Consider the following 16,302-nt stretch of genomic DNA (forward strand, 5'->3'; position numbering starts at 1 on the left):
CCGGACTCAGTCCGGGTCCACCAGCAGCCCGCGCTCGCGGGCGATGCGCGCCAGTTCGCCGGGATGCCGGGCGCCGAGCTTTTCCATCAGGTTGGCGCGGTGGCGGTAGAGCGTCTTGTCGCTGATGCCGAGCGCTGCCGCAACCACCTTGGGTGGAAGCCCGGACAGCAGCCCGCGCAGCGTTTCGCGCTCGCGCTGGGTCAGTGCGGATACTTCGCCGTCGGCCCTGGGCGGTGCCAGGTCGGTGCTGAGCACACGTTCGCCGTTCATCACGCGGCGCAGCCCCTCGATCAGTTCTTCGGCGGCGACGGCCTTGCTGAAGTAGCCGGCGGCACCGCGTTCGAGCGCGCGCACCACCAGCCCCGGGTCATCGTGCATGCTCAATACCACGCAGCGCGTGCGCGGGTGCGACTCGTGCAATTGCAGCAGCAGCACCAGCCCGCTGGTCTGAAAACCCAGGCTGAGGTCGACCAGGGCCAGGTCAGGGTCGTGTTCGCGGACCGCGGCCAACGCATCGCCCGGCGTGCCGGCCTCGGCCACCACCTCGAAGCCTTCGGCCTCCTCGAGCAGGCGACGGAAGCCCTCGCGCACCATGGCGTGGTCATCGATGAGCAGGATGCGTGGCATTCGGACAGTCTGGCAAAGCCGTCAGGCACAACGGCGAGAAAATTTCCCAGCGGCGCCGATTTCGCACCGCTAAGCTAGCGGCGAATGCGAAAACGGATCCCGACGCTGGACATGGTCAACAAGGTGCAGGCCTGGGCCTGGACGCGCCCGCGCTACCTGTTGGCCGGGGTCCTGGGCGGCCTGTTGTTCGCGGCGGTGCTGCAGGGGATCGCGGCGCTGGATTTCTACCACTGGGAGCTCGGCACCGGTCTGCTGTTCATCACACTTTGGTGTTTCCCGCGGCGTTGGTGGCCCTGGGCGCTGGCCGCGGCGATGGTCTCGCATCCGCATACCGGCCCGCTGACCGCCGTGGCCGAACCCCTGCTGGTCATGTCGGGCGTCATCCTGCTGCGGGCCTGGGACATCCGGCCAGGCGCCGAAGTCAGCCTGTCGCGCATCGGTCTGATCCATGTCGCGGCGCTGGTCGCCGCCGCCGGCATGGCGGTGGTCGAGGTGGTGGTGGCCGTGGCCAGTCCGGAATCCTGGCGCCCGGACCTGCGCGAACTGGCGGGCGCGGCACCGTTCGGCGAGGCCAGTCGCGCGTCGCTGCTGGGCAACCTGCTGCTGCGCCACATGCTTGGCGACTTCATCGGCATCCTGCTGGTGGCGCCGCTGGCGTACTGGCCCTGCACGCCGTCGGCGCCGCACGCGCCGCCGTCGCTGGCGGTGCTGGTGCGCTCGGCCGCCATCCTGGGACCGGTGGCCGGGCTGTACCTGTGGCTGGGCCTGGCATTCCCCGACTCCGAGTTCGCCGAACTCTATCGCTTGCTGCTGGTCGCCGCCGTGGTGGTATTCACGCTCTGGCAGGGCTGGCGCGGGGCAGTGGCGGCCATTGTCCTGATCAGCGCCGCGGTGGCGCTCGAGGAAGCCCTGGGCAACCCACGCATTAGCCTGATCGTCAGCCAGGCCTATGTGGCCGTGGTTGGCGCGCTGACCCTGCTGTTCGGTGCCTCGGTGGACGATTTCAGGCGCCAGGCCGCCGACCTGGTGCGGGCGCGCCGGCAAGAGCACCGCTTGCTCGACGAACTGCAGGTCGCCGCGCTGCGCAACCTGCAGCTCGAGGAAAGCGAGCGCCAGCGCCTGGCCAGGGAGCTGCACGACGAGTTCGGCCAGAACCTGGCTGCACTGCAAACCCACCTCAAGCTGGCCACCCCGCACCTGGCCAGCGCCGGCCGGCCCGGCATGGCCGACCTGCTGCTCGAGATCACCCGCACCATGCAGCGCAACATCGGCCGGGTGCTCGCCGACCTGCGGCCAGCGGGCCTGGAGCAGCTGGGACTGTTCGGTGCGGTCGATCGCGGCAGCGTGCGGCGCCTCGCCCAGGACGCGGGGCTGCGGATGGACGTACGCCTGGAGGGTGATGCCCGCCTGCTCGGGCAGCTAGATATCACCCACGCCACGGCCGTCTATCGCATGGCCCAGGAAGCGGTGACCAACATCGTGCGCCACGCCGATGCCCGGCGCTGCCAGCTGACGCTGCGCATCAGCCGGCGCCGCCGCGCGCTCTGGGTGTTCCTGGACATCCGCGACGACGGCCTCGGCCGGCTCGATCGCCTGCTGCCCGGCAACGGCATCACCGGCATGCGCGATCGCGTGCTCGCGCTCAACGGGGCGCTCTACCTGCACCAGCTTTCGCCTGGCCTGCGCCTGCACCTGATGGTTCGACAGGAAGACGGCGCCCCGGGGACCGGCAGATAAACAGCCTTCGTCAATAAAGGTCGGTTGGGTCCACGTCGAGCGACCAGCGCACGCGCCGGGCCGACTTCAGCGCCCGGAGTGCCGGCAGCCAGTCGCGCAGCGCGGCATGCAGGGCATTTCGCTGGCTGGCGTCCACCAGCAGCTGGCCGCGCGCCTTGCCGGCGCGGCGGGCCATCGGTGCCGGCATCGGCCCGTTGGCATGCACGCCCTCGCGCCCTTCGAATGCCGCGTGGGCCTCGTGCAGGAAACCCTGCACCTCGGCCTCGGTGCTGGCCTCGGCGCGCAGCAGGGCGAGGTGGGCGTAGGGCGGGAAGGCGGCGGCTTCGCGTTCGGCAAGCTGCAGCGCGGCGACCGCCGGGTAGCCTCCGTTGAGAAGCGTTCCGAGCAGCGGATGGTCGGGGTGGTGGGTTTGCAGCACCACTTCCCCGGGCAGCCGGGCACGACCGGCGCGACCGGCCACCTGGATAAGCAGCTGGGCGAGTTTTTCTCCCGCGCGGAAATCGGCGCTGAACAGGCCCTCGTCCACGCCCACCACCGCCACCAGCGTGAGCCGCGGCAGGTCGTGGCCCTTGGCCAGGATCTGGGTGCCGACCAGGATGCCGGGCCCGTCGCCAAGCCGGGCCAGGTGGTGTTCCAGGGCATCTCGGCGACGCGTGGTTTCCCGGTCCACGCGCACCAGGCAAGCCTCGGGGAAGCGGGCGGCCAGGGCCTGTTCCAGGCGCTCGGTACCGGCCCCCTGCGGCTGCAGCGCCAGGCTGGCACAGTCGGGGCAGGCGTTGGGCGGCGTTGCCCGTGCGCCGCAGTGGTGGCAGACGAGCCGGCGGCCGCCGGCGTGTACGGTCATGGCGGCATCGCAGCGGGCGCAGTGCGCACTCCAGCCGCAGTCGTGGCAGATGAGAACCGGCGCGTAGCCGCGCCGGTTCTTGAACACCAGGGCTTGTTCGCCGCGTGCCAGGCAGGCGCCCACGGCCTCGAGCAGGGCTTCGGACAGGCCGTCGCGCAGCGGGCGCTTGCGCACGTCGAGCACGCGCACCGCCGGTGGCCGCGCGCCGCCGGCGCGTTCGCCAAGGCGCAGGTGCCGGTAGCGGCCCGAGAGGGCGTTGTGCAGCGATTCCAGCGACGGCGTGGCGCTGCCCAGCAGCACCGGAACGCCCAGCTTGCTGCCGCGCACCAGGGCCAGGTCACGGGCGTGGTAGCGCACGCCGTCCTGTTGTTTGTAGGACCCGTCGTGCTCTTCGTCCACGACCAGCAGGCCGGCGTCGGGCAGCGGGCAGAACACGGCCGAACGGGTACCGACCAACACCCGCGCCCGGCCGCTGGCCATGTCGGCCCAGGCGCGCGCGCGTTCGCCGTCGCCCAGGCCGGAGTGGAACGCCAGCACCGGCACGCCAAGGCGCTCCCGGAATCGCGACAGTGCCTGCGGTGTCAGGCCGATCTCGGGCACCAGCACCAGTGCCTGGCGCCCAGCGGCCAGGCAGTCGGCGATGGCCTGCAGGTAAACCTCGGTCTTGCCGCTGCCGGTCACGCCCTCGAGCAGCACCGGCCGAAACCCCTCGCCGGCGCGCAAGGCCTCCATGGCGGCCACCTGGCCGGGCGTGGGTTCGGGCGCGGCGACCGGACGCGGCGCCTGGATGCCCTCGAGCACGATCCGTTCGGCCAGGCCCCGCTCGGCCAGCGCGCGCGCAGCGGCACGCCAGCCGGGAGAACGCTGGTCGAGCTCGTCTTCGTCGCGCGGGCCGGCGCACAAGTCGAGCAGCAGCCGTCGCGGGCGGCCATCGCGACCGGGACGGGCCGCCGCCTCTTGCCCGGCCGGCGTGGCGCTCCAGCCGTGGCGGCGGGTGTCCGGCAAGGGCTGGCCGGCCCGCAGGGCGGCCGGCAGGGCAGTGGCGATCACCTCGCCCAGCGGCGCGTGGTAGTAGGCGGCCACCCAGCGCAGGCTGTCGAACAGTTCGCCCCGGAGCAGCGGCTCGGCATCGAGACGCTCGTGGGCGGCCTTGAGGGCGTCCGGGTCGCCGCTGCCCGGCCCCGTGCCCACCACCAGGCCGACCTGCTCGCCGCCGCCGCGCCCGAACGGCACCCGCACCCGGCAGCCCAGCCAGTCGGGCCCGGCCACCTGGCCGTCCGGCGGCAGGTAGTCGAATTCCCGCGGCAGCGGCACCGGCAGGGCGACGCGCAGGATGTCAGGGGGAAAAGGCATCCGCGAAGTCTAGCTTGCGACCGTGCTCCGACTGTGGGTTGTGGAACAAAGGAGACTTGCGACGCAATGCTGCCAAATGCATCACAAAGGACAGGTAAGCCACTGTTCAGAAAAACGAAACGCCTTTATCCACATTTCTTGTGGATAAGTCTGTGGAAGGGAGCGCGGCCACCAGTGCGCACCCCCATGGCCACGGCCCCCACCTTGGGTTGGCGATTTTTTAACCACGCTGACATATTCAATGTAAATCAATAGGTTATATATGCCACGAATCGGTAACCTGGCGTCGCAGGGGTGTGAAGGCGTGGATTCACGGACACCGGTTGCCGCTGTGCACAACGTTCCACGCCGGAAGCCGCGCCGGGCTTGGCTGAGCGCGAATTTCCCACATGTCAACCGGCGTTTCGGGGCACTCGCTGGCTAGAATAGGGGGTGAATTCTGACCCCCCGATGCCTGCTTCCCTGACTCCCTCCCCGGCCCTGGCGGCCTTCCTGCGCGGCATAGAGCGTCGCGCCTTCGTCTTTGCCCAGGTCCAGTCGGGCAGCGACGAGCAGGCCATGGTTTCCGTGGGGCGCGCCATGCGCGCCTTTCGGTCGGTGTCGGCGGTGACGCCACTCTCGGGCTGGCCGGCGGGCTTCTGGTCGCTGCTGCTGGCGCAGGCCGAACTTTCCGGCGGCCAGGCCCCGGAGCCCGAACTCTCCCATCTGGGCGCCGGGCCGCGGGCCGCGCTGCTGTTGCGCCTGGTGGGTGGCCTGGACTTCATCCACGCCGCCCAGGTGCTGGGCGTGGCCGAGCCGACGTACCGCTTCGCCCTGCAGCGCGCGCTCCAGCAGTTGGGCGAGGCGGGTGTCAGCTACGCCGCGCTGGCGCATTTGCGCGAACGCCTGCACCGCCAGGTGAAGACGCTGCCGGCACACCATGTCGAAGCGCTGTCCGGGCTGCGCAGCCGGGTCCTTCGCGACGAGGACGAGCCGGCACCCGTCACGCCGCCGCGGTCGCCCTGGCCGCGGCGCCTGGCCTGGGCGGCGCTGGTCGCGCTGGCGGCCGCCTTCGCGGCCACATTCTGGAAGCCGGCGGCCCCGCTGCTGCCTGGCAGCGTCCAGGACCTGCCCGCGGAAGCGCCGGCGCAGCCCGACGTGCCGGCCTCCGGTGATGCCGACCAGGTGATCCATCCCGACTATGCCGCGCTGGCCCGGCCGGAAGATGCCGGCCTGGCCGCCGACTTGGCGTTCCTGAGCTGGCTGGCGGCCCGCGACGGCACGCCGCCGGAGGTCGAGCCTGATGCCGCGCTCGACGCGGTACCGCCGCCCGGGCCCGCCGAGCGCGACCAGCCCGCCTTCCCGTCCTTGCCTGCCAACCAGCGCAGCCTGCTGGCGCCCCTGGCCACGACCTGGCCCCGGCTTGATCCGGCCACCCGGCGCCAGCTGATCGGCCAGGCCAGGCACTGGCTGGCCCTGGACGCCCTTTCGCGCGAGCAGTTGCGCCAGCGCCAGGCCGAATGGGACAACCTGCCGGCCGCCGACCGCGCCACGCGCCGCGGTCACCTCGCCGCGTGGGCCAGCCTCTCGGCGCAGGAACAGGCCTGGGTGCGCGCCACCGCGAGCGCGTTCGCAGGAAGCAGCGCCGCCGAACAGACCGCCGCCCGGGAAGCCTTCGAAGCCCTGCCGGCGCAGGCGCGCGACCCGTGGTGGCTGGGTCCGGCCCTGGGTGACTGGTTCTCGCCGGTGCAGCCGCTGTTCGCCTATGTGCCCCAGGACCAGCGGCCGCCGCTGCTGGCGATGCTGCGGGCGCTGTCCCCGCAGGCGCGTGCCGACCTCGCCCTGCTGGCAGGCCGGCTGCCCGCCGCCGAACGCGAACGCCTGCGCCGCGCACTGCTCGACGCACCTGCGGAGGATCGCGAGGCCCTGGTGCGCGAACGCCTGGGCCGGTAGTGCCGGGCCGTCGCCTGCCTACATGTTCACCAGGCTGGCCAGCAGCGCGAAGGTGGCGCCGACGCTGATCAGCACCAGGTAGCAGCTGCCCAGCACGCAGTACTTGATGACCGTCAGGATCCAGCCCTGTCCGTAGACCCGCTTCTGCATAAGCAGCAGGTAGATCGGCATCCAGCACAGCAGGGCGATCTCCAGCCAGCCGAGGGGGCGCGATAGCCAGGCCCAGGCCGCGGTCCACTCCGACAGCGCGTCCAGGATAACCACCATCAACAGGCTGCCGCACAGGAAGCTGTGGCTGTGCAGGGCGACGATGAGGTGTTCCATGTACATGCGCTTCTTGAACAGGTAGATGACCTTGAGCAGCACCGCGAACAGCGGCAGCAGCACGAACAGCGTCGTCGGCACCATCGACAGGAACGCGTTCTTGAGCAGGTTCGGATCCTTCTTGATGCGCTCGACGTTGTCGCCGGCGCGCCCGATCTGGGTGTTGACCCAGCGATTGCCGGTTTCCCCCAGCCAGTCGATGACCAGCGGGTTTTCGGTCGGGTGCCAGGGTTTGTCGTTGAAGGAGAAGGCTTCGTCCATGTTGATGGTCGGGCCCAGGGGGACCTGCTCGCCGGCGGCCAGGGCACCCTCGATCTGGCGGATGCGATTGGCGGCTTCGCCCTTCACGGCTTCCTCGGCAACGTCCATGCTGATGTCCAGGCCGAAATCGACGCCGGCCACGCCGGTTTTTTCGGCGCGCGCCTGCTGGATCTCCGCCAAGGCCAGGTCGCGCAGGCGCTCGACCTCGGCAACGGTCATGGCCTGCCGCATGCTGGCCAGCTGGCGGTCGTCGCCGGGTTCCGTCGTTGTGCCGTCCGCCGTGTCCGCGCCCGCCTCGCCGGCCTCGTCGTCGGCAACGGCTTCGACGGCGGTCCGCCCGTCCTCGTCGAAGGCGGCGTCGAAGCGCAGCTGCGCCGCGAAGAAGGCGAACAGGCTCAGGAACACGAAGAGCCGAACGGGGCTGACGTAGCGCACCCGCCGGCCGGCGAAATACTCCAGGCTCAGGTAACCCGGTTTGAACAGCAGCGGCCCGAGCGTGCGCAAGATGCGCGAATCGAGCTCGAAAACCGAATCCATGAAATCGCCGATGATCGAACTGAAGTGGCGCACGAGGCCCTTGGTCGGCTGTCCGCAGGCGTAACAGTGCTCGCCGAGCAGCTCCGCGCCACAGTTGGCACAGCGGCGCGGGGTTTCGGCGACGGTGGACGGGGTCGGGTTGGTTTCGGCGCTCATCACTGGCTCCGGCAGGGCTGCGGCTAATATAGCGGGCCGCCGTCCCGGCCGGACCCCACAGTGAACCCATGAGTGCTTCCGAAAGCCGCCTTGCCCGATTGCTCCGGGAAATGCGGGTCAGCTTCGTGCTTGCCCTGCCGCTGGTGCTGAGCCAGCTGTCGTCGATGGCCATGAACATCGTCGACACGGTGCTGGCAGGCCGCCACGGGCCGGTGACATTGGCGGCCGTGGGCGTGGGCAGCGCGGTCTGGTCGGTGGTGATCCTGGTCAGCATCGGCGTGCTGATGGCGGTGCCGCCGACGGTGTCCCAGCTCAACGGCGCCGGCCGGCGTGCCGACATCGGGCCGGTGTTCCGGCAGGCGCTGTGGCTGGCGCTGGCGCTGGGCCTGGCGCTCATTTTCGTGGTGCGTGCCGGCGCGGTGGCGCTCGAGCCACTGGGCATCACCGCCGAAACCCGGCCCGAGGCCGTGGCCTTCCTGCACGCGATCAGCTGGGGCGCACCGGGGCTGGCGCTGTTCTTCTGCCTGCGCAACCTCAGCGAAGGCGTGGCCTGGACCTTGCCGTCGATGGTGTTCGGGCTGGTCGGCCTGGCACTGCTGGTGCCACTGGGCTGGGGACTGATGTTCGGTGCCGGCCTGGGCGCCGCCGGCCTGGGTTACGCGGTGGCGATCGTGCTCTGGTGCCAGGCGGCCTCCATGGCGGTGTACCTGTGGCGGGCGCCGCGGTTCGCCGACCTGGGCCTTTTCACGCGCTTCGACCCGCCCCGCTGGCCGCCGATCCGCGCGCTGCTGAAACTGGGCCTGCCGATGGGCGTTTCGGTGTTCATGGAGGGCAGCCTGTTCGTGGCGACTGCGCTGCTGGTGGGTACGCTGGGCACGACCCAGATGGCGGCGCACCAGATCGCCATCCTGATGGCCAGCCTGTGTTTCATGGTGCCGCTGGGCGTGGCCATGGCCACCACGGTGCGCGTGGGCCACGCGGTCGGGGCCGGCGACCTGCCGGGCGTGCGCTGGTCGGCGGCCGCCGGTTTCAGCCTGGCGATGATCGCCCAGACCCTGTCGGCCCTGCTGCTGGTGGCAGGCGCCACCTGGCTGGCGGCGCTGTTCACGTCCGACCCGGCGGTGATTGCGCTGGCCAGCCTGCTGATGGCCTATGCCGCGGTCTTCCAGTATCCCGATGGGCTGCAGGCGCTGTCCGCCGGTTCCCTGCGTGGTCTGAAGGACACCCGGGTGCCGATGTTCATCACCGTGCTGGCCTATTGGGGCTTCGGCCTGCCGCTGGGCGCCTGGCTGGGCATTTCCCAGGGCCAGGGCGCCCCCGGGCTCTGGACCGGCCTGATCCTCGGCCTGGGCGTCGCCGCGACCCTGCTCGGCTGGCGCTTCTGGCGCATGGCCGGCCGACCCCTGCCGGCGGTACACGTGACCTGAGGCTTATGCGCCTTCACGGCAGGCTGGTTATGCTGGCGCCTGGATTCACTGGAGCCACCCCATGTCTGATTCGAAGCCGGGCCCGATCCGGCGCTTTTTTGTCGGGATCTGGAACACGCTTAACTTCACCCGCCGGTTGGTGTTCAACCTGCTGTTCCTGGTCGTGCTGGTGTTCTTCATCGTGGTGCTGTTCTCGGGCCCCGGCATCAAGCCGGTGACCAAGCAGAGCGCGTTGGTGATGAACCTCTCGGGCGCCCTGGTCGAACAATACGGCGCCCACCCGGTGGACCGCATGCTCAACCGGGCCATGGGCCAGGGCCGCGCGGAAGTGCAGCTTCGCGACGTGCTGCGCGCCATCGAGCTGGCCAAGGACGACGACCGCATCGACCGCATCGTGCTGCTCACCGACGGCTTCAGCGCCAGCGGTTTCGCCGCCATGCGCGATGTCGCCCTCGCCCTTCGCGACTTCCGTGCCTCGGGCAAGCAGGTCGTTGCCTACGGCACCGGCATGGACCAGATGGGCTATTACCTGGCCGCGCATGCCGACGAGGTCTACATGGACCCGCAGGGCGGCATCCTGCTCGAGGGCCTGGGCCGCTACCGCATGTACTACCGCGAAGGCTTGCAGGACAAGCTGGGCGTGGACGTGCACCTGTTCAAGGTCGGCGAATACAAGTCGGCCGCCGAGCCCTACGTGCTCGACGCGGCGTCGCCCGAGGCCAAGGAAGCGGACCTGTACTGGATGAACGATCTCTGGGACCGCTACATCGCCGACATCGCCGCGGCGCGTGGCCTGGAGCCGTCGGCCATCGACGCGATGATCGCCGAGCTGCCCCAGCGCATTCAGGACGTGGGCGGCGACCTGGGCAAGCTGGCCGTCGACGAGAAGCTCGTCGATGGCCTGCGCACCCGCCATGAAATGCGGGAAATGCTGGTCGCGCGTGGCGCCCTGGACGAGGACGAAAACACCTTCCAGCAGGTCGACATGCGCAGCTACCTGCGCCAGCAGTCGCTGCAGCATCTCTCGCTCGACACCGGTCCGCAGGTCGCGGTCGTGGTGGCCCAGGGCACGATCACCGACGGCGAGCAGGCACCGGGCACCGTCGGCGGCGAGTCGACCTCGGAGCTGCTGCGCCAGGCCCGCGAGGACGAAAACGTGAAGGCCGTGCTGCTGCGCGTGGATTCCCCGGGCGGCGGCGTGTTCCCGTCCGAACAGATCCGCCGCGAAGTCGAGCTGATCCAGGCCGAAGGCAAGCCGGTGGTCGTTTCGATGGGCAACGTGGCCGCCTCGGGCGGTTACTGGATCTCGATGAACGCCGACAAGATCTATGCCGACGAGTCCACCATCACCGGCTCGATCGGCATCTTCGGCCTGTGGATGACCACACCGCGCGTGCTCGACAAGCTGGGCGTCAGCACCGATGGCGTCGGTACGACCGAACTGGCCGGCGCTTTCGATCCCACCCGTCCGATGGACCCGAGTATCGGCGTCATCATCCAGTCGGTGATCGACAAGGGATATGCCGACTTCATCGGCAAGGTCGCCGAGGCCCGCGAAAGCACGCCGGCCCAGATCGACGTGCATGCCCGTGGCCGCGTCTGGTCCGGCGCCCAGGCCAAGGAACGGGGCCTGGTGGATGAACTCGGCGGCCTGGAAGCCGCGCTGGCCGAGGCTGCAAGCCTGGCCAAGCTCGAGGAAGGCGAGTACACCGTGCGTTACGTCGAGAAGCCGCTGACGCCGTTCGAGAAGTTCCTGGTGGACGTGGGCGGCCAGGCGCGTTTCCAGGGCGCCATGCGCCTGCTGGCGCCGGCGGCGCTGGGCCTGGATAGCGAAACCGCGGCACGCATCGGCAATGAACTTGGCTGGCTGGAAAGCCAGTCGCGCTCGCCCTACCGGGCGGTCGCCCATTGCCTGTGCGCCCTCTGACGGCGATCCGGCCAATGGTTTGAACCCAGACGCCCGGGCTCGCCCGGGCGTCTTCTTTTCAGTCGCCGGTGGCTTCCAGCGCCTGGTCGCGCTCGGCGGTGTCTTCCTGCAGCGTCACTTCCACCGACTGCGCCTTGTCCAGCGGGGCCTGCATGGCGTCGCGCAGTTCGGTGTGCTCCTGGGTGCCGGCAGTCTGGGGCTCGGGCGGGTCCGGCGTAGGCGTCGGCGCCGGGTCGGAACAGGCGCACAGGGCGAGGCCGGCGGCCAGGGCGAACATCGGATTGCTCAGGGTGCGCATGGTTTCCTCCTCGGGGTCGCTGGCCGCTATCCTAAGCCCCGGCGACGAGGAGATGGCCATGGGCACGAACCGCTGGCGTTTGGACGGGCAGGTGGCGCTGGTCACCGGGGCGAGCGCCGGCATCGGCCGGGCGATCGCCGCCGAGCTGGTGGAGCTGGGTGCCGACGTCCTGATCGTGGCGCGCGACCAGGACGCACTGGACGTGGCCGTGGACGAGCTCGAGGACCAGTTCCCCGATGCCGAGGTGCGTGCCTTCGCCGCCGACGTCTCGGACACCGAACAGCGCCGCGAGGTTTTCGACTGGGTCGAGGACCTGGGCGATGGCCTGCAGATCCTGGTCAACAACGCCGGCACCAATGCCAGCAAGCCGACGATGGACTACGCCGACGACGAGTGGCGGGACATCTTCGAGACCAACCTGTTCTCCGCCTTCGAGCTCAGCCGCTTCGCGTTCCCGCTGCTCAGCCAGCACGCAACGTCGTCGATCGTGAACGTCGGTTCGGTTTCCGGCCTGATGCACGTGCGTACCGGCTCGCCCTACGGCATGTCCAAGGCGGCGCTGCACCAGCTGACGAAGAACCTGGCCTGCGAGTGGGCCGAAGACGGCGTGCGCGTGAACGCGGTGGCGCCCTGGTACATCCGCACCCGCCGCACTTCGGTCAAGCTTGCCGACCCGGACTACCTGGACGAAGTGCTGGACCGCACGCCCATGGGCCGCGTCGGCGAACCCGAGGAGGTGGCCGCGGCGGCGGCTTTCCTGTGCCTTCCGGCCGCCAGCTACATCACCGGCGAATGCATCGCCGTTGATGGTGGCTTCCTTCGCTACGGCTTCTAGCGGCAGCTCTCGCGCACGATCTGCGTCAGCCGCTCCACTTCGGACTTGCGGTAGGCGGCGGTGTCGCTGAAGGCATGCAGTGCGTCCGACTTGGCCTGGCCCAGCATCTTCTTGAACTGATCGCATGCCGAGGCATCGTCCAGGCGTACGCAGGAATCCTCCACCCAGCGGCACACGGCCCCATAGGCGCCGGCGTCGTAGCCCAGCACGGCGAGCGGGACGCAGCGCGGGTTGGGGTCGTAGTTCTCGCTGAAGCGAATGTCGCCGTCGTAGCTCGTGCACTGGTAGAGCGGGGGCGGCGCGAAAAAGACGGGCGTCGGCTCGCGCGGGGTTTCCGCCGGTGCGGGTGCGGGTGCGGGCGCGGGCGGGGCCGGGCGCGGCGGCGGATCCTTTGGCTGCGCCATGCTGCGCTGCTGCTGCACCTGGCCCGGAGGGCAGGGTTCGTCCTGCAGCATCACCCGGCCCTGGTCGTCGGTGCAGCGGTAGACGGTAATGTCCTGCCCGCCGGCCGGGCCGACGATGGCCAGCAAAATGGCTAAGCTTGGCCAGCCGGGTCTGTGCATGTGCGCATTCTCCGCCGCTCGCGCCCCTCCTTCCAGTCCAGGCCCGCCATGACCCCTCCGATGCGCTGTTTTGTCCTGCTTGCCGCCCTCCTGTCCGCAGCGCTGGCCCAGGCGGCCATCCCGGCGGCGCCCGAACGCGACGAAGGCGAGGGTCCGTGGCCGCAGCTGATCCTGCGCGGCGTCACGGTCATCACCGGTACCGGCTCGCCGGCCTACGGTCCGGTGGACATCGTCATCGAAGGCGACCGCATCACCCGCGTCCAGATCGTCGGCAGCGCCAACGCGCCGATCGACGCCAGCAACCGGCCCGTCCTGAAGCAGGGCGGCCGTGAGCTCGATCTGGACGGCCACTACGTGATGCCGGGCATCGTCGACATGCACGGTCACATCGGCGGCGAGGAACAGGGCGTGACCGCCGAATATGTCTACAAGCTCTGGTTGGCGCACGGCATCACCAGCGTGCGTGACCCGGGCTGCGGCAACGGCATCCAGTGGTGCGCCTCGGAGGCGAAACGCAGCGCCGCCAATGCCATTGCCGCGCCGCGGATCTTCCCGTACGCCTTTTTCGGCCAGGGCGTCGACGGCCCGATCACCACTCCCGAACAGGCGCGCCAGTGGGTGCGCAGCATGAAGGCCAAGGGCGCGCTGGGCATGAAGTGTTTCGGCTACCGCCCCGACATCCTGGAGGCGGCCTTCGACGAATTGCGCAAGCAGGGCATGGGCAGCGCCTGCCACCACGCCCAGCTCGACGTCGCCCGCGTGAACGTGCTGACCACCGCGCGCTGGGGCCTGGGCACGATGGAACACTGGTACGGCCTGCCCGAGGCGCTGTTCGACGGGCAGACCGTGCAGCAGTACCCGGCCGACTACAACTACATGGACGAACAGCACCGTTTCGGCGAGGCCGGCCGGCTGTGGGCGCAGGCGTCGGAGAAGGGCAGTGAGCGCTACGAGGCGGTGATCAAGGAACTGCTGGCGCTGGACTTCACGCTCGACCCCACCTTCACCATCTACCAGGCCACCCGCGACCTGATGCGCGCGCGCACCGCCGAGTGGCACGCCGACTACACGCATCCGGCGCTGTGGGATTTCTTCACGCCCAGCCGCGAAAACCACGGCAGCTTCTTCTTCGACTGGGGCAGCGAGCAGGAAACCGACTGGAAGCACAACTACCAGCGCTGGATGGCTTTCGTGAACGACTACAAGAACCGCGGCGGCCGGGTCACCGTCGGCAGCGATTCGGGCTACATCTACAAGACCTACGGCTTTGGCACCATCGAGGAGCTCGAACTGCTGCGCGAAGCGGGCTTCCACCCCCTGGAGGTGATGCGCGCCGCCACGCTGTCGGGTGCCGAGGCCCTGGGTGCGCAGGACCGCATCGGCTCGGTCGAGGTGGGCAAGCTGGCCGACCTGGTGGTGTTGTCGGAAAATCCGCTTGCCAACCTCAAGGTGCTTTACGGCACCGGCCACATACGACTGGGCGAAAGCGGCGAGCCGACCCGCGTGGGCGGCGTGCGTTACACCATCAAGGACGGCATCGTGTACGACGCGGCTGCGCTGCTGCGCGACGTGCGGACCATCGTCGCCGAAGAGAAGGCCAGGCGCGGCGTCCAGGTGCTGCCCCAGCCGGGTCGCTGACTACGATCCTGGCGGCAATAAAGCGGCCCCGGCAGTGCGCCGGGGCCGCTTTCGACATGCACTCAGAGCATCTGCAGCGAGGCGCTGCGCGTGACGCCGTTGATGGTGAACTGCACCGTCGCCGTGGTGGCCGAGGTGTAGGTGATGGTCGCATTGCCGGCGGCCGAGAAGTTGCGGTTGGCCGGGTTGAAGGTGGTGCCCCAGGGGGCCGCATTGGATGCGTACACCGGGCCCGAGCGCACGTCGGTGCCGGTCCAGGTGCCGTCCATCTCGAACCACTGCGCCCTGCCGGTGTTGTCGTAGATGAAGAACATCACGAACTGGTTGTACGTGGGCGCGGCGTACTGGTAGATCGTGAGGCCCCAGCCCGACTCGGTGGGCACGTACCAGGCGCCGGTGTAATCGCGGCCCGCGGACGGGCCGAAGGTCTGCTGGGTGTCGGGCGCCAGCCACTGCTTGACGTCGTCGTAGACCACGTCCAGGCGCGAATAGACGTCCCAGTTGCCGGTGTTTGAAAGGTTGCCCGAATTGGCGCAGCTGGCCTGGCCGCCGTAGAGCCCGCCGCGCAGGAAGTAGCCGCCGGCGCCACCGGTGAACAGACCCGAGCCACTGCTGCCGCCTTCGGTCGTCCCGCTCAGCCAGCCTACCTCGGTCAGGAAGGCGTCCTGCGACCTCTGCCGTCCCAGGGAAGACTTCTTGGCGTCGCCGCTGGGATGGTGGATGGCGAGCACGTCCGCGTTGGCGGCCACCGGGTTGGCGTCCCAGCCGACGAAGTAGGCGAAAGCCGGCGGCGCGTTGTTCAGGCGGAGAAGGGCGGCATCCGTGCCGGTATCGGAGTTGTCGCCGGCATAGTCGCTGAAGAGCAGCTGCGCGCCACCGCCGACCTGGGTGGTGGCGGTCGAGACGCCACTGCCGCAGCTGGTGGCCTCGTAGTTCCAGACAGTCGAGACCGTGTTGGCGACCGTCTGCGATCCGATGCAGTGGTCGGCCGTGAAGTAGTAGGGGATCTGGGTGCTGTTGTCGGTGTCGTTGAGCAGGGTGCCGGTGCAGATGTAGCTGCCACCGTCCTGGAACAACAGCCAGGACACCGAATCCTTGGCATCCACGAAGGCCTGGCCCAGCGTGCCCACGCGGCAGGCCGTGTCCACGTTGCAGCTGTTGGACTCACCGATCTTTGGCGTCAGCGCGAAATTGCTGCGAAGGCTGGTGACCAGGTGGGAGACGTGCGCCACCTGGACCTTGAGCGACGTGGTGTCGACACCCGTCGGCGCGAACAGTTCGATGGTCTGGGTGTCGCCATCGGTGGCTGGCGTCCAGTGCAGGCCGCGATCGTCGACCAGGCGACGGGCTTCGGCGCCGGAGGTCAGGCCTTCGATCTTCGTGGGCGTGCCCGAACCGGCGAATCGCAGCTCGAGGCGATCGCTCACGCCGCGCAGCTTCAGGCCGACCCGCAGCGCCAGGGCATCGGGCGAATACACTTCGATGCGCGCGACCGAGCCGCCGTCGATGCCCTTCCAGCGCAGGGCCGGCAGCGGCGCCACGGCGTCGCTGATTGAACGTTCGATGCCCACCTGCAGGCGCTTGCCGGCAAGCCGCTCGTTGTTGCGCTCGAGTTCGAGGATGCGCTCGGGGGGCATCGGGCTCAGTTCGAGCCGGGCGGGGGAAGCGCCGGCGGCGGGGTCGCGCCAGGCCAGCGGCGCCTGGGCGTCCTTGCTGGGCAGTGCGCGCTCGCCCGCGACCACGCGCGCGGATTGCGCGCTGGCGGCGGTGCTGCACAGGACCAGCGCGAGCGCCAGGGCGAACAAACGGCGGGTGGTCATTGCGGTGCTCCGTGAACCAGGAC

General features: G+C 69.7%; 12 protein-coding genes. 6 read left to right on the forward strand and 6 right to left on the reverse strand.

What is annotated here, in order from left to right; all coding sequences use genetic code 11:
* Window positions 1-6 precede the first annotated feature (6 nt).
* Window positions 7-627: a response regulator transcription factor gene (locus ACYVJH_RS11450; protein WP_460454771.1), complete on the reverse strand. Its 621-nt coding sequence runs from the start codon at window positions 625-627 to the stop codon at window positions 7-9.
* An 84-nt stretch (window positions 628-711) separates the two neighbouring features.
* Here ACYVJH_RS11450 and ACYVJH_RS11455 point away from each other — a divergent pair, with 84 nt between their 5' ends.
* Complete coding sequence (locus ACYVJH_RS11455; protein ID WP_460454772.1) at window positions 712-2,364, forward strand: histidine kinase; 1,653 nt, start codon at window positions 712-714, stop codon at window positions 2,362-2,364.
* A 10-nt stretch (window positions 2,365-2,374) separates the two neighbouring features.
* Here ACYVJH_RS11455 and ACYVJH_RS11460 read toward each other — a convergent pair whose 3' ends face one another.
* On the reverse strand, window positions 2,375-4,561 hold the full coding sequence (locus tag ACYVJH_RS11460; RefSeq protein WP_460454773.1) for a primosomal protein N': 2,187 nt from the start codon (window positions 4,559-4,561) through the stop codon (window positions 2,375-2,377).
* Window positions 4,562-5,011: 450 nt separating this feature from the next.
* On the opposite strand from ACYVJH_RS11460, the gene ACYVJH_RS11465 reads away from it, so the two are divergent.
* The gene (locus tag ACYVJH_RS11465) at window positions 5,012-6,493 is read left to right on the forward strand and encodes a DUF3106 domain-containing protein (RefSeq protein ID WP_460454774.1); all 1,482 of its coding nucleotides are present in this window, start codon (window positions 5,012-5,014) and stop codon (window positions 6,491-6,493) included.
* Between the two features lie 18 nt (window positions 6,494-6,511).
* Here ACYVJH_RS11465 and ACYVJH_RS11470 read toward each other — a convergent pair whose 3' ends face one another.
* Window positions 6,512-7,771 (reverse strand): DUF3667 domain-containing protein, encoded by a 1,260-nt coding sequence (locus ACYVJH_RS11470; RefSeq protein ID WP_460454775.1) that lies wholly within the window; start codon window positions 7,769-7,771, stop codon window positions 6,512-6,514.
* A 68-nt stretch (window positions 7,772-7,839) separates the two neighbouring features.
* On the opposite strand from ACYVJH_RS11470, the gene ACYVJH_RS11475 reads away from it, so the two are divergent.
* Window positions 7,840-9,198, forward strand: a complete 1,359-nt coding sequence (locus tag ACYVJH_RS11475) for an MATE family efflux transporter (RefSeq protein WP_460454776.1) — start codon at window positions 7,840-7,842, stop codon at window positions 9,196-9,198.
* Window positions 9,199-9,259: 61 nt separating this feature from the next.
* On the forward strand, window positions 9,260-11,125 hold the full coding sequence (sppA, locus tag ACYVJH_RS11480) for a signal peptide peptidase SppA (RefSeq protein ID WP_460454777.1): 1,866 nt from the start codon (window positions 9,260-9,262) through the stop codon (window positions 11,123-11,125).
* A gap of 58 nt (window positions 11,126-11,183) precedes the next feature.
* Here sppA and ACYVJH_RS11485 read toward each other — a convergent pair whose 3' ends face one another.
* The gene (locus tag ACYVJH_RS11485; RefSeq protein WP_460454778.1) at window positions 11,184-11,483 is read right to left on the reverse strand and encodes a hypothetical protein; all 300 of its coding nucleotides are present in this window, start codon (window positions 11,481-11,483) and stop codon (window positions 11,184-11,186) included.
* Here ACYVJH_RS11485 and ACYVJH_RS11490 point away from each other — a divergent pair.
* Entirely contained in the window at window positions 11,482-12,258 is a 777-nt protein-coding gene (locus ACYVJH_RS11490; RefSeq protein WP_460454779.1) for an SDR family oxidoreductase, read from the forward strand. The two genes, ACYVJH_RS11485 and ACYVJH_RS11490, sit on opposite strands and share 2 nt — an antisense overlap.
* Here the strand turns inward: ACYVJH_RS11490 and ACYVJH_RS11495 are convergent.
* Window positions 12,255-12,821, reverse strand: coding sequence for a DUF4124 domain-containing protein (locus ACYVJH_RS11495; RefSeq protein ID WP_460454780.1), 567 nt, complete (start codon window positions 12,819-12,821; stop codon window positions 12,255-12,257). The two genes, ACYVJH_RS11490 and ACYVJH_RS11495, sit on opposite strands and share 4 nt — an antisense overlap.
* 48 nt (window positions 12,822-12,869) lie before the next feature.
* On the opposite strand from ACYVJH_RS11495, the gene ACYVJH_RS11500 reads away from it, so the two are divergent.
* A complete protein-coding gene (locus ACYVJH_RS11500; protein WP_460454781.1) occupies window positions 12,870-14,459 on the forward strand; it encodes an amidohydrolase family protein in 1,590 nt (529 codons plus the stop codon).
* 62 nt (window positions 14,460-14,521) lie between these two features.
* Here ACYVJH_RS11500 and ACYVJH_RS11505 read toward each other — a convergent pair whose 3' ends face one another.
* Entirely contained in the window at window positions 14,522-16,279 is a 1,758-nt protein-coding gene (locus ACYVJH_RS11505; RefSeq protein WP_460454782.1) for a trypsin-like serine peptidase, read from the reverse strand.
* Window positions 16,280-16,302: the final 23 nt, after the last annotated feature.

Source organism: Arenimonas aestuarii (genome assembly GCF_054781715.1).